The sequence below is a fragment of the Mesobacillus jeotgali genome (genome assembly GCF_014856545.2).
Classification (GTDB): Bacteria; Bacillota; Bacilli; order Bacillales; family Cytobacillaceae; genus Mesobacillus.
Map to the genome: position 1 here is coordinate 697411 of NZ_CP109811.1, position 13289 is coordinate 710699.

The 13289-nt window shown below is 44.4% G+C and carries 12 protein-coding genes; 8 read left to right on the forward strand and 4 right to left on the reverse strand.

Going from position 1 to position 13289, the window contains the following annotated elements; translation table 11 throughout:
• Nucleotides 1–8: 8 nt before the first annotated feature.
• The 3 genes from FOF60_RS03495 (at nucleotide 9) to FOF60_RS03505 (ending at nucleotide 3096) form a co-directional block, all read left to right on the forward strand.
• Nucleotides 9–467: a DUF305 domain-containing protein gene (locus FOF60_RS03495; RefSeq protein WP_192469747.1), complete on the forward strand. Its 459-nt coding sequence runs from the start codon at nucleotides 9–11 to the stop codon at nucleotides 465–467.
• Between the two features lie 120 nt (nucleotides 468–587).
• On the forward strand, nucleotides 588–1421 hold the full coding sequence (locus FOF60_RS03500) for a P-loop NTPase family protein (protein WP_192469746.1): 834 nt from the start codon (nucleotides 588–590) through the stop codon (nucleotides 1419–1421).
• 181 nt (nucleotides 1422–1602) lie between these two features.
• Nucleotides 1603–3096, forward strand: coding sequence for an amidase (locus tag FOF60_RS03505; protein WP_192469745.1), 1494 nt, complete (start codon nucleotides 1603–1605; stop codon nucleotides 3094–3096).
• Nucleotides 3097–3172: 76 nt separating this feature from the next.
• Here FOF60_RS03505 and FOF60_RS03510 read toward each other — a convergent pair whose 3' ends face one another.
• Nucleotides 3173–3664: a hypothetical protein gene (locus FOF60_RS03510; protein WP_192469744.1), complete on the reverse strand. Its 492-nt coding sequence runs from the start codon at nucleotides 3662–3664 to the stop codon at nucleotides 3173–3175.
• 114 nt (nucleotides 3665–3778) lie between these two features.
• Here FOF60_RS03510 and FOF60_RS03515 point away from each other — a divergent pair, with 114 nt between their 5' ends.
• Nucleotides 3779–4225, forward strand: coding sequence for a DUF4385 domain-containing protein (locus FOF60_RS03515; RefSeq protein WP_192469743.1), 447 nt, complete (start codon nucleotides 3779–3781; stop codon nucleotides 4223–4225).
• Between the two features lie 41 nt (nucleotides 4226–4266).
• Here the strand turns inward: FOF60_RS03515 and FOF60_RS03520 are convergent, their stop codons facing one another.
• Together FOF60_RS03520 and FOF60_RS03525 are read right to left on the reverse strand one after the other, a co-directional pair.
• On the reverse strand, nucleotides 4267–5922 hold the full coding sequence (locus FOF60_RS03520) for a glycerol-3-phosphate dehydrogenase/oxidase (protein ID WP_192469742.1): 1656 nt from the start codon (nucleotides 5920–5922) through the stop codon (nucleotides 4267–4269).
• A gap of 141 nt (nucleotides 5923–6063) precedes the next feature.
• A complete protein-coding gene (locus tag FOF60_RS03525) occupies nucleotides 6064–6633 on the reverse strand; it encodes a glycerol-3-phosphate responsive antiterminator (RefSeq protein ID WP_192469910.1) in 570 nt (189 codons plus the stop codon).
• 153 nt (nucleotides 6634–6786) lie between these two features.
• Here FOF60_RS03525 and FOF60_RS03530 point away from each other — a divergent pair, with 153 nt between their 5' ends.
• Nucleotides 6787–7707 (forward strand): methyl-accepting chemotaxis protein, encoded by a 921-nt coding sequence (locus FOF60_RS03530; protein ID WP_192469741.1) that lies wholly within the window; start codon nucleotides 6787–6789, stop codon nucleotides 7705–7707.
• Between the two features lie 473 nt (nucleotides 7708–8180).
• Entirely contained in the window at nucleotides 8181–9845 is a 1665-nt protein-coding gene (gene rnjA / locus FOF60_RS03535; protein WP_192469740.1) for a ribonuclease J1, read from the forward strand.
• A 94-nt stretch (nucleotides 9846–9939) separates the two neighbouring features.
• Here the strand turns inward: rnjA and FOF60_RS03540 are convergent, their stop codons facing one another.
• Nucleotides 9940–11796 (reverse strand): LTA synthase family protein, encoded by a 1857-nt coding sequence (locus FOF60_RS03540; RefSeq protein ID WP_192469739.1) that lies wholly within the window; start codon nucleotides 11794–11796, stop codon nucleotides 9940–9942.
• Between the two features lie 313 nt (nucleotides 11797–12109).
• Here FOF60_RS03540 and FOF60_RS03545 point away from each other — a divergent pair, with 313 nt between their 5' ends.
• Together FOF60_RS03545 and FOF60_RS03550 are read left to right on the forward strand one after the other, a co-directional pair.
• Nucleotides 12110–12979 carry a cation diffusion facilitator family transporter gene (locus FOF60_RS03545; protein WP_192469738.1) on the forward strand — a complete coding sequence of 290 codons (870 nt, stop codon included), beginning with the start codon at nucleotides 12110–12112 and terminating at the stop codon, nucleotides 12977–12979.
• Nucleotides 12980–13065: 86 nt separating this feature from the next.
• A complete protein-coding gene (locus FOF60_RS03550; protein WP_192469737.1) occupies nucleotides 13066–13257 on the forward strand; it encodes a hypothetical protein in 192 nt (63 codons plus the stop codon).
• Nucleotides 13258–13289 lie beyond the last annotated feature (32 nt).

The following is a 13289-nucleotide window of genomic DNA, read 5'->3' on the forward strand; positions in this document are numbered from 1 at the left end:
GGAAAACAATGAAGAATAAATACGGCAGATTTGGCTTGATGGTGCTGACTTCCACAATTATCATGTTTTTTCTGATGTACTTGAATGCATATAGTATCGATCATGTATTCTTCAGCGAAACAAGACTTTATATGGCCTTGATCATGGGCGGTGTAATGGCCATAGTCATGCTATCTTTCATGCTTAAAATGTATACTAATAAAAAAGTCAATATAGGTATTTATGCGGGAAGTGTTTTATTGATTGCGGTTTCACTGTTCCTGGTTCGAAGCCAGACAACAGTTGATGATACATCATGGATGAAAGCGATGATCCCGCATCACTCGATTGCGATTTTAACAAGCGAGCGTGCCGAAATTGAGGATCCACGCGTGAAAAAACTTGCAGACGAAATTATCAAGGCACAGCGTAAAGAGATCGGCGAAATGAAGACTTTGATTAAGGACCTTGAAGAGAAGGAAGACTAACTGGAACTTTCAAAAGAGACTAGTCCATTATCTGGATTAGTCTCTTTTCTTTTATCTATAAAGGAAAACTTACCGGTGGTGAAGAATTATCGTGAGAGATGATATTTAGGAGTGTTTAAAATGAAGACCAAACTAATTTTAGTAGAGGGACTCCCTGGATCGGGAAAGTCGACAACCGCGGGGCTGATTCATGAAATTCTTACCGAGAATCATGTATCCGCTGAGATTTACATGGAAGGGAACCTTGACCATCCAGCAGATTATGAGGGGGTTGCTTATTTTACGGAAGAAGAGTTTGAAGATCTTCTTAAAGAGAGCGGAAGTCTCTGCGAGGTTTTTCAGGATTGGATAATCGTAAAGAGGGGGCGGCGGCTGCTCCCGTATATGAAAATTAAAATTGAACTAGGCAGTGATTTTCCGGACGAATTGTTTGCCGCTATCTCCAAGAAAGATGTATATGAACTTACACTTGAGGAAAATATGGCGGTCATTTCGGAAAGCTGGGAAGAATTTGCAAGACAAGCAGCTTCGGAAAAGAAAGTCTATATTTTTGAGTGCTGTTTTATTCAAAACCCTGTAACTGTTGGCATGGTGAAGTATGGAGCTTCTGAAGAAAGAACGCTTGAATATGTAAATAGACTGGCTGAGGCTGTAAAATCTTTAAATCCAATGCTTGTCTATGTGAAGCAGGATGACTTGGAGAAATCTTTCCGCAAAGCAGTTACCGAACGGCCTGATGAATGGTTTAATGGATTTGTCTCCTATTATACTTCTCAAGGATACGGGCTCGTAAATGGACTAAGTGAATTGGAAGGCACAATTGATATCCTGCAAGCAAGGCAGGAACTCGAGTATGAAATTCTTGAACAACTGCCCATTACTACATATATCCTGAATAATTCGCGATTTGACATTAGCAAGCATCGGGAAAACCTAAAAGAAGTTTTAAAGTAGATGCCAATAGAGTAAAGAAAGATAGTGCCGAAAAATTAATGAATGCTGCAAGTTTCGCAGCATTTTTTTATTGGCCTGAAAATTCCATCAAAACAGTTCACCAATGAAATCAAGCATAACCAAAGAGGAATTTAAATATTTTTAGAGAAAGTAGATAAAAAAATAGATGGTGGTGAGGGCGATGGAGGGTTTCAATTACAAGCACTATGACGGGCTGGGTCTTGCAGAGTTGGTAAGAAAGAATGAGGTTAAGCCAATTGAATTGATTGAGGAAGCAATCCGTTTAACAGATTCGTTGAATCCGAGAATGAATGCTGTCATCAACAAGATGTACGAGCAGGCAAGGAAGACAGCGGGTCAGCAGTTGGCTGGTCCATTTGCGGGAGTTCCGATGTTTCTCAAAGATATCTCGCAGGAAATTGAAGGACAACCAATTACGGCAGGGTCCAGGGCGTTCCTAAATTATCGGGCTAAAACAGATTCGGAGTATGCTAGACGTCTGAGACAAGCCGGAGTGGTTTTCCTTGGGCAGACGAATGTGCCGGAGTTCGCACTGGTCGCGGTGACGGAGCCTGTTCATTATGGTCCAACCAGGAATCCCTGGAATCTAAACCTTACACCGGGTGGATCAAGCGGCGGTTCGGCAGCAGCTGTGTCCTCGGGAATCATTCCAATCGCCGGTGCCAATGATGGCGGCGGTTCGATTCGGATTCCGGCTGCCTACTGCGGGTTGTTCGGCCTTAAGCCTACCCGCGGCCGTACACCGGTCGGCCCGTATTATGGACGTGCATGGCAGGGAGCCTCTGCGGAACATGTATTGACGCGTTCGGTCAGGGACAGTGCAGCTATGCTAGACGTCCTGCATGGCCCTGAGAGGTCAGGTGCATTTTCCGCCCCGTCATTTGAAGGAAGCTACCAGGCGGCGGCAGAAACTCCTCTTGGAAAAAAGCTGAGGATTGCATTTTCGGTAAAATCCCCGATTGGAACAGAGGTTGATGCTGATTGCAGGGAGGGTGTCCTGAAAACGGTTCGGCTGCTTGAATCGATGGGACACCAGGTTGAAGAAATGGATGCTCCGGTGGATGGCGATAAAATCGCGAAAAGCTATTTGACAATGTATTTTGGTGAAACAGCTGCTCTTTTAGCATCTTTAGAGGAAGTGCTTGGGCGGAAGGCGACTGCTTCTGATGTGGAGCCGACGACCTGGCTGCTCGGCCTGCTTGGCAAGGCGACGTCAGCAGAAGAATTTGTTTTAAGTCTAAGAGAGTGGGATCGAGCGGCCCTGCAGATGGAAACCTTCCATGAAACCTATGATTTTTACATTACGCCGACAACCGCTTATCCGCCAGCGAAAATAGGGGAACTTGAGCCATCCTCGTCTGAAAAGTTCCTGATAAGTACTGTCGGTAAGCTGGGGCTCGGCGGCGTTTTAAAGAAAGCGGGAATTGTGGACCAAATCGCACAAAAAAATCTTGCGCGCACTCCATTCACCCAGCTCGCCAATCTTACGGGCCAGCCGGCAATGTCTCTGCCGCTGCACCAAACAAAAGATGGTTTGCCAGTCGGTGCTCAAGTGATGGCAGCAAGAGGAAGAGAGGACCTGCTTTTCCAACTGGCAGGGGAGCTCGAACAATCAGAATTCTGGCAGGATGTCACGAAGAATCCCCTATTCTAAGTTTAATCAAACGTTTGATTAAAAAGTGTCAAACCCTTGCTATTCCTGAAAAAGAGGCAGCTGCGCCTGCCTCTTTTTAACATATAACAATAATCCTGTAAGGCGTAGTCTGTGCCGGAATGCTGAAAGTGGATGGACCATAAACGACAATCAAATTCCTGTTTACAATACTTTTTGTAAACCTCTGGCCATTTTCCAATAAGATTGGTGTTCCAGGTGAAAGATTAAGCTTCAGCATACCATCACTGCTGACGAGCTGCCTATTGAAAAAATCAACCTTAACATTCTGGCCAGAGGTTTCTTTGACCATGATAAGGGCCCGGTATTGTGGCGGATAGATCAGCGGGACAGGTGCGTCGGCGTCATAATAGCCTGTCACCCGGTCGCCAACCCCTACCATTGCCTGGTCGACGAAATAGGTTTTTGGTTCGACCACGAAATTGACTTGCCTCCCGCTTCCGTCATTGACAGACATTAATTTATAACAGCCTTCATTTTCGCCTGATGGCGTGATCGAAAAGTCGCTTATCATCGTTACGGTTCCGCTGAAAGATTGATACTTGACCACTCAATTTCCCCCATTCACTGTATTCCTGCCCATATTTTATTCGTTCTGGTCAAAAGCGTGCTTGTTAGCAATTTGCCTGAGCGGGTAAAACAAGCTAAAAAAGGAATGGTTTAGTTGCCTTTCAATTATGACCTTGATTTTGATAAGATTGATTTCCGTGAGCAGCCTGAACTTTATCGAGTAGGCAGGGGAGAACAGGGTGTATTGCTGGTGGAGCCCTATAAAAGTGAAATCCTGCCACACTGGCGATTCAAGACACCGGACATTGCCAGGGAGTCTTCCGAAAAAATCTATGAGATGTTCCTAGATTATAAAGAGAAGAAGGATTTTGTCGGCATGGATATGGCGAGGAAGTTCCTGCAGATGGGCTACACCCGTGCTCGCAGGTATACGAATTATAAAGGTGGAAGGAAATATGATGAAGACGGCAAAGTGAAGAAACGCCTGAACGATCCGGTGAAGGCTGAATCTGCCGCTATTTTTATGGAAAAGTGGAAACAGGCCAGAACCGATCAAGAGTATCTTGAGATGAAAAAGGAACACCAAAGGAAATATGGATAAAAAGAGCCCCTGATGAACTGGATTGCATCAGGGGCTTTGCTTTATTTTACGGGAATGACTGCTTCATTTAAAGCCCCTTCAAGTTCCAAAGTAAAGGCTTCAGTATGCTGTTCACTCCAGCTGAATTGGTCACGCATGAAGTTAATAACATTTTCCTTGAAGTTATGCACAAGGTGGATATCAAATAAAATCGCTCCTGTACGTCTGTTGAAGAAGTCGACCGGTGTGGCTGCTGCTTCATAATGGATTCCGTAAACTAACTTTGCGAACAATTCCAATGGCAGGCCGTATTGATCTGCTTCTTGCTTGTGGTCAGATGCAAGCTGGAACACAATCGGGGTGTTCGAACCATATTGGCAGGCAAGACGACGGGCTTCTTCTTTTGTGAACCCAGCTTTCACGCCTTCTTCAAGCTGTTTTTCCACAAAAGAGTCAAGGTTTGCAGAACCGCCGACATCTCCACCTGAAATCGGCAGGTTCTTCGTCTGGCAGCCAGGGAAGCTGAGTCCATCTTCTTTAGCGAATTTCTCGGCAAGAAGGTCGACAATCGTTTCCGCCATTTTACGGTAGCCAGTCAGTTTCCCGCCGGCGATGGTGATTAGTTTTGATTCAGACTCCCAGATTTCATCTTTCCTGGAGATTTCAGAAGGTGCTTTCCCTTCCTCATGAATTAGCGGCCTTATGCCTGCCCAGCTGGATTCTACATCTTTTTCTGTGACATTGACGTCCGGGAACATATAATGAATCGCTTTAAGCAGATAGCTTCTGTCTTCCTCCGTCATGCCCGGATTGATTGGATCTTCATTGTAAAAAGTATCGGTCGTGCCGACATAGGTTTTGCCGTCGCGCGGAATCGCGAAGACCATCCTGCCGTCAGGAGTATCGAAATAAATCGCCTGCATGAGCGGGAAGCGTGATTGATCGATCACGATATGGACACCTTTTGAAAGCTTCAGGGTTTTTCCTTTTTTCGAATCATCCATCTCACGGATGCCATCAACCCAAGGGCCAGTTGCATTGACCACTTTTTTTGCATGGACCACGTATTCCTCACCTGTTAAAAGATCCTGTACAAGGGCTCCTGAAACAATTCCATTTTTATAAATAAGGTTTTTAACTTTAGAATAGTTCAATGGCGTTGCGCCTTTATCCACAGCCTGTTTCATGACCTCGATGGTCAGGCGGGCGTCATCGGTGCGGTATTCCACATAATAGCCGCCACCCTTCAATCCGTCTTTTTTCACAAGCGGTTCCTTTGCCAATGTTTCAGCTGCGCTGAACATTTTCCGGCGCTCCGATGGTTTGACGCCTGCTAAAAAGTCATACACCCTCAGGCCGATGGAGGTACTGAAGCTGCCGAATGTTCCGCCTTTATGGAAGGGGAGAAGCATCCATTCCGGTGTCGTGACATGCGGGCCATTTTCATACACAATCGCTCGTTCCTTGCCGACTTCAGCCACCATTTTCACTTCAAATTGTTTTAGATAACGCAGACCGCCATGGACCAGCTTGGTAGAACGGCTTGAAGTGCCTGCCGCAAAATCCTGCATTTCCAATAAGGCGATTTTCATTCCTCTTGTTGCAGCATCCGCTGCGATCCCGGCACCGGTAATGCCGCCGCCAATGACAAGTACATCAAATGTCTCGTTTTTAAGCTGCGATACTATATTTTTACGATCGAGATTTGAAAATCTCATACGATACGCCTCCTAGATAATGAAAAAAGGAGAGACCACAAACAACATTATCGCCAAAAGCGGAAATGTTATCGTGGTCTCTCCAGTTCTCCTACCCGATTTATTAACTTGTAATCATTATATCACAGAGACTTGGGATTTTCATGTGTCTGATTCTTGAAATTGCTTAATTTCCCATAATTCCCTTTTCGATGTAGTGATCGCTGCAGCGCCAGCTTCGAGGGCGTTTTCTACTTCCTCAGAGGTCCTGATCAGGCCGCCTGCAAAAATCGGGATGTTCACTCGTTCCTTGACTTCCTTGATCATCCATGGCATCGCTCCCGGTAAAACTTCAATATAATCAGGGCGTGTTTTCTCAATGAGTTTATAGCTTTTTTCGAGTGCATGGGAATCAATAAGGAATACTCTTTGCACAGCGAGCACGCCTTTTTGCTTCGCTTTTAAAATGACACTCGACTTTGTGGAAATCAGGCCATACGGTTTGTATTCCTGGCATAGATATTCGGTCGAATAATCATCACTTTTCAACCCCTGAATCATATCCACATGATAGATCATTTTTTTGCCATAGCGCTTGGCCATCGCATTGATATTTTTCAATTGAGCGATATGTACTTCCAGAATGACGCCAATTTCAAAAGGGCTTTCGAGAAACTGCTCAAACTCCTTCATATTCGAAGAGGCAGGCAAGATTTTTTGATTCAAAAGAATCCCATCCTTAAGTTAGATTATCCATTATCTTAACATGAGAGGCTGGTTTTTTCTATGGCGCAGAGGGAGCGAGCATATTCAAAATTGTCGAAGAACATCAAGGCTAGTACGATAGTAACAAAGATAAATATCAAATGACGATGAGGAGATCACATGCAGATTAGAATGGAAAAGAAGAGCACACAGGTTTTTGAGCAAGACGCCGTCCTGGCAGCCATCGAAAGGTCATTGGCCATGATCGAGTTTGATTCCGATGGAAAAGTGCTCTGGGCGAATGAGAATTTTGCGGAGACAATGGGCTATGTAGTGGAAGAAATGCCAGGACTATTGCATAAACAGTTTTGTACAGCAGAGTTCGCAGGAAGCAAAACCTATACAGAATTATGGAGAAACCTGCGCAACGGAAAAAGCTTTCAGGAAAAAATACAGCGAGTCACGAAGAGGGGCAAACTCCTCTGGCTTGAGGCTACCTATACACCGGTTTACGATTCCTTTGGCAGAGTTGCAGGTGTGGTCAAGGTGGCTACTGACATAACTGAGCGTGAATTGACTGCGACAAGACTTGCACAGCAGCTTCAGCAAATGTCAGAAGACCTGAGCGAACGGGCGGAAATGGGCATTACAAGAAGTGAAGAAGCAGCCATGGCGGCCAGCAAGCTTGTTGAGGAGTCAAAAGAAAATTCCGAAATTCTTGTATCGCTCCAATCACAGGCCAAATCGATCGGCAGCATCGTTCAGACTATCCGCGAAATTGCTGCACAAACCAACCTGCTTGCCCTGAACGCAGCCATTGAAGCCGCAAGAGCCGGGGAACATGGAAGAGGCTTTAATGTCGTTGCAGGCGAAGTCAGGAAGCTCGCCACACGTGTCCAGCATTCGATCCAGGAAGTCAATGAACACATCGAAGGAATAGCAGGTGAAATCACCAAAATCAACGAAGCCACCCTGCGTTCGCAAAATGGAATCACCAACAACCAGACACTCAATGAACAAGCGGTAGCTGCCTTCAAAGAAATCGGCAGTGCTGCCCGCGAATTGGACCAGCAGGCAAAGACATTCAAGGACATATTGTAAAGGAACACGGACACCGCCAATAATGGCGGTGTTTCTTTGTGGTAAAGCAGGAAACAAAAGCGTCTGCATTACCCGAAAAAGAGTTGAAAGAGGGAAAACGGTAAAAGAAAAGCCTCTGCATTACCCGAAAAAGAGTTGAAAGAGGGAAAACGGTAAAAGAAAAGCCTCTGCATTGCCCGAAAAAGAGTTGCAAGAGGAAAAACGGTAAAAGCAGAAGCCACTTTCTTACGCCGGCAAACGATTAAATCACATACGACGCAAAACCTAGCTGTTCCCAGCAACTTTTCTCCTATATTTCTCGTCACATTAGTGCAAGGGGAAGCATTATTTGTTGTAATGCTTAATTTATGGTATATTTTAAGAACTTCAAACCCCTATATTCTCCATCTAATTTCTTCACTATTCTTTATTAAGAGATATGATTCCCATGGAATTTATAAATACATTTGTACAAAAGAAACAGGAGTTGAACTATGGAAACGAAATTGAAAAAGGATCTTAAGATTTTCGCTTTGGGCGGTCTTGGTGAGATCGGAAAAAATACGTATGTAATCGAATACAAAAACGAAATGGTGCTGGTGGACTGCGGAATCAAGTTTCCGGATAATGAGTTATTTGGGATTGATTATGTGCTTGCGGATTACACCTATTTGAAGCAAAACCAGGACAAGCTGGTCGGGATTTTCGTCACTCACGGCCATGAAGACCATATTGGCGGTCTGCCGTTTTTGCTGCAGGATGTAAAGGCGCCGATTTATGGAGGCGATTTTGCAGTTGAGCTGATTAAGTCCAAGCTACAGGAGCACAAGATTAAGGGTGTGAAATTCCACCAAATCAACAATGATACAGTTGTGGAATTCCAGAATATCAAGGTGCGCTTTTTCAGGACGACGCACAGTATCGCCGATTCATTCGGCGTTGTGGTGACGACTCCGGAAGGAAATATTGTCCACACTGGTGACTTCAAATTTGACCTGACGCCGGTTGGCGCGGGCACTGATTTCCAGAAAATCGCTGAAATCAGCAGTGAAGGAGTGCTATGTCTGTTATCTGACAGCACGAACAGTGAGCAGCCAGGTTTTTCGGTATCTGAAAGACGAGTTGGGGAAGCAATCGAGGATATTTTCCAGACAGTGGATGGCCGCGTCATTTTCGCAACCTTTGCATCAAATATTGACCGGGTACAGCAGGTTGTGAAGTCATCCCTTAAGTATAATCGAAAAATAGCTATTGTTGGCCGAAGCATGGAGAAGACGTTTGAGATCGGTCGCAGGCTGGGTTATATCACGGCGCCGGATGAGGCATTCGTCAGCATCAATGAAATTGGGCAGGTTCCAAGCCATCAGCTAACAATCATCTGTACGGGAAGCCAAGGTGAGCCGATGGCAGCCCTTGCGCGGATTGCGAATGGTACGCACAGACAAATCTCCGTCATACCTGGAGATACGATTGTCTTTTCATCATCACCGATTCCTGGCAACACAATCAGCGTAAACCGCGTGATTGATAAGCTGCACCGAATCGGGGCGGATGTCATCCATCATAAAATCAGTGAGGTCCATACTTCAGGACATGGCAAGCAGGAAGAGCAGAAGCTGATGATCAAGCTGCTCAATCCTAAGTTTTTCATTCCGATTCATGGTGAATATCGTATGCTGGACCAGCATGTCAAATTAGCTGAGCAATGCGGAATTCCTCGTGAAAACTCCTTTATTTTAGATAACGGAGATGTCCTGGAACTGTCTGCTGATGGTGGCCAGCTTGGCGGAAAAGTGCCAGCACAGCCAGTATATGTCGATGGCAGCGGTATTGGGGATATTGGACATATCGTGTTAAAAGACAGAAGAGTGCTCTCCCAGGACGGCCTTGTGATCGTCACCATGATGATCGATCGCGAGAAGAAGCAGCTTGTCAACAAGCCGACAGTTGTAACAAGAGGCTTCGTTTACGTCAGGGAATCAGGCGACTTAATGAAAAATGTAGAAGAACTGATTAAGGATAAAATTGTAACGGAATTGGCTGGAGGCACGAAGGACTGGTCAAGCATCAAGAAGGCGGTCATTGACGTCGTCAACCCATTCCTATACAGCCAGACAGGCAGAAGACCAATGATATTGCCGATCATAATGGAAGTCTAAAACGAGAACGCTCCTTTATGGGGCGTTTTTTTGTATCTAATGATTATTGTTCAAACAAAAAACCCCGCTGATCAATCAGCGGGGTCGCAGTCATTTATTCCTCATCTTTTTCATAAAAACGAAGCAAATCTCCGTAAATAATCTGGTCTGAGTAGCTCAGTTCGTTCTTGGCATGCTCGATATAAGGTTCACAGCTTGCACCGTCTGTCGGCTCTCCTGTGGCTTTATCGTAGCAGACGCCTTTCGTGTAGACTACATCTTCGGTAATGAAGCTTCCGTCTCTTAGGACAACAAAGTTATCCTGCTTTTCAGAGAACATGTCTGCACCAAACTGGATATCTTGTTTTGTATCAATTCCAGCAAGATTCAGCAATGTTGGGCGAAGGTCGATTTGACCAGTTACAGTTGAAATGGTCTTGCCTTCGTGACCCGGAATGTGAATGATCATTGGCACACGCTGAAGCTGTGTTGATACAAACGGTGTGATTTCCTTGCCAAGGTACTGCTCCATTGCCTTGTTATGGTTCTCAGAAATACCGTAGTGATCACCGTAGATGACGATGATTGAATCCTCGTAAAGTCCCTCAGCCTTTAAATCCTCGATGAAAAGCTTGAATGCTTCATCCGTATAACGGACAGTTGGGAAGTAACGGTTCAAGGTACCGCTGTTTGAGTCATATTCATCGATGAATTTATCTTCTTCATCCAATTCGAATGGGAAGTGGTTTGTCAGCGTGATGAACTTCGCAAAGAACGGTTTAGGCATTGCTTTTAAATGTTCAACTGACTGGTCAAAGAACTCGATGTCCTTCATACCCCAGCCAACAGAGTTTTCCTCGTTCACTACATAATCCGGCAATGAGTAGAAACGGTCATAGCCGAAGTTGTTGTACATAACGTCACGATTCCAGAAGCTCTTGTTGTTCGCATGAAGCTTCGCAGTGTAATAAGAGTTTTCCTTCAGCCTTTCAGCAAGTGACATGTACTGATTCCCTGAATGGGTGAAGAATACTGCTCCACGCCCAAGCGGATATAAAGAGTTTTCCAATAGAAACTCCGAATCAGATGTTTTACCTTGTGCTGTCTGATGGTAAAAGTTATCAAAGTAATAGCTGTCTTTAATGAACTCATTCAGGAATGGCGTGATTTCCTGGCCATTCACCTTCTGTCCGATGACAAAATTCTGGGTAGATTCCATTGAAATCACAATGAGGTTCTTGCCCTTTGCCGCGCCGAACATTTCTTTCGATGGTTCTGTGTATTGAGCGCGAGTGTAGTTCTCGATTTCGGTCAGCTGGTTGCCATCTGCCATGGCTCTTTGTGCAGTTGTCTTTGTTTGCAGGTACGCATCATAAATATGGTGATTGTACGTACCGATATTCTTAACAAGAATCTCCCTGTCAAACGTACGAGTCAGCAATTCAGGACGCTCCGACTCAGAAAGCCCAAGGTTGAAAAAGGCAAGGCCGATCGCACTGAAGTAAAAGGCAGCTGCATAAACGCTTTTATACTTTTTAAAAGAAATCTTTGGTGTTTTAACAAAAGCCAGGGCTAAAATCAATAATGCATCCGCAAAATAAATGATATCAGTCCAGCCGATCAATTCCCCGACACTGCTCTTTAAATCGCCCATATTGCTTGTCTGTGTCAAAAGCGGAATCGTGATGAAATCACTGAATTCCTTATAGTAAACAACATTGGCGTAAAGAATAAAGGAAGTGATGAAGCTTGTTGCGACAACGAAGATTTTTTGCTTCCTGCCGGCCATGAAGATCCCAAGTCCTAAAGCGAACATAAGGAAGCTCAATGGATTAATGAACAGGATGAATTCCTGCATTTTATTTTCAATATCTATATCAAAATTGAACTTATAAACGGTGTAGGTTTTAAGCCATAATAGAACAATGGCAATCAAGACGAAACTTACGGACTTGTTCTTATTAGTCCCCATGCAATCCCTCCTAGGAATCTATTGAAGTTTTCATTTTACCACAGTTGGAAATAGTTTTGTAGCTGTACCGATAATCGCGTAATTTTCCGATATTTATTAGTACGAATTAAACACCTGAAAAGTTTCTGGTAATTATTCCTATTTTATTTAAATTCAGCGCTTGTCGGGGCTGCCCAAGGCGCTTGCGCTTTTCTTTGCCTGAGGAAACTTTTTTGCTGGCATGTCAATTAAATGGATAAGGGTAAAAAGGTTGCTGTAGACTTACTCGCTCTTAGATTGTTAAAATGTTCTAGCAGTTGAATGGAGGCCAGTCATGAATGAACAACGTTATTCCAATTTAAAACTAGGTGAACGCGGGGCCATTATAAGTATCCTCGCTTATATAGTTCTCTCTGTCTTGAAGCTTTCTGTAGGTTATATCAGCGATTCCGAAGCATTAAAGGCTGATGGCCTGAACAATACGACCGATATTCTAGCCTCATTGTCCGTTTTGATCGGTCTCAGGCTATCCCAAAAACCTGCGGATGAAGATCATCTTTATGGCCATTGGAAATCGGAAATGGTCGCTTCGATGGTAGCATCTTTTATCATCATTGTTGTCGGATTTCAGGTTTTAACCAGCGCCTTCACCTCGTTTTTTGAAGGAGCCGCCGAAGCACCTGATCTTATTGCTGCCTGGACAGGTTTATTTTCGGCACTCATTATGTATTTCGTGTACCGTTACAACCGAAACCTCGCACGCAAAATAAAAAGCCATTCGGTCATGGCCGCGGCTAAAGATAACCTGTCCGATTCCTGGGTGAGTATTGGGACTGCCGCAGGCATCATCGGCTCCCAATTTGGCTTGCCCTGGCTCGATCCCGTAACTGCATTCATCGTTGGCGCATTAATTTTAAAAACAGGCTGGGGCATCTTCCGTGAAGCATCCCATCAGCTGACAGACGGCTTTGATGTTGACCTAATTAAAGAATATAACGATACCATCTGTAATATTCCTGGTGTCAAAGGAATTAAAGATTTAAAGGCACGAAGCTACGGGAACAATATTGTCGTGGACTGCGTCATCACCGTGAATCCCACCCTCGACATCAGCACTGCCCATGATATCTCGACAAGAGTCGAAGATAAGCTCATGGAAGAATATGATATATATGACGTCCATGTACATGTAGAGCCGGATTGATCAAGAAAATGTTATGACCGACTATAGCATTGTTCATGCTATGCTTAGCTGGACAATTAAATTTTGAAGGGTAAAGGTAAAAATAGATGAAGTTTGTAAAATCACAGATGAAACAGTTAATTAAGGATCATCCAGAACTGCAAACGCGCTTATCCAGTTTGATTAAAGAACATGACCTGGAGAAAAACTTTGCCCTTAAGGCTTTGTATCATTCTGAAGTAGCTGAGGGCGGAAAGTATCAACTCGCATACCAAGCACTTGACTTGCCCAAGGGGTAAGTCATTTTTATTTCGATTTCCACAAGGCACTT

Coding starts and splice junctions, on each gene's coding strand:
- FOF60_RS03495 (WP_192469747.1), top strand. CDS start 9: ATGAAGAATAAATACGGCAGATTTGGCTTGATGGTGCTGACTTCCACA.
- FOF60_RS03500 (WP_192469746.1), top strand. CDS start 588: ATGAAGACCAAACTAATTTTAGTAGAGGGACTCCCTGGATCGGGAAAG.
- FOF60_RS03505 (WP_192469745.1), top strand. CDS start 1,603: ATGGAGGGTTTCAATTACAAGCACTATGACGGGCTGGGTCTTGCAGAG.
- FOF60_RS03520 (WP_192469742.1), bottom strand. CDS start 5,922: ATGAGATTTTCAAATCTCGATCGTAAAAATATAGTATCGCAGCTTAAA.
- FOF60_RS03530 (WP_192469741.1), top strand. CDS start 6,787: ATGCAGATTAGAATGGAAAAGAAGAGCACACAGGTTTTTGAGCAAGAC.
- rnjA (WP_192469740.1), top strand. CDS start 8,181: ATGGAAACGAAATTGAAAAAGGATCTTAAGATTTTCGCTTTGGGCGGT.
- FOF60_RS03540 (WP_192469739.1), bottom strand. CDS start 11,796: ATGGGGACTAATAAGAACAAGTCCGTAAGTTTCGTCTTGATTGCCATT.
- FOF60_RS03545 (WP_192469738.1), top strand. CDS start 12,110: ATGAATGAACAACGTTATTCCAATTTAAAACTAGGTGAACGCGGGGCC.
- FOF60_RS03550 (WP_192469737.1), top strand. CDS start 13,066: ATGAAGTTTGTAAAATCACAGATGAAACAGTTAATTAAGGATCATCCA.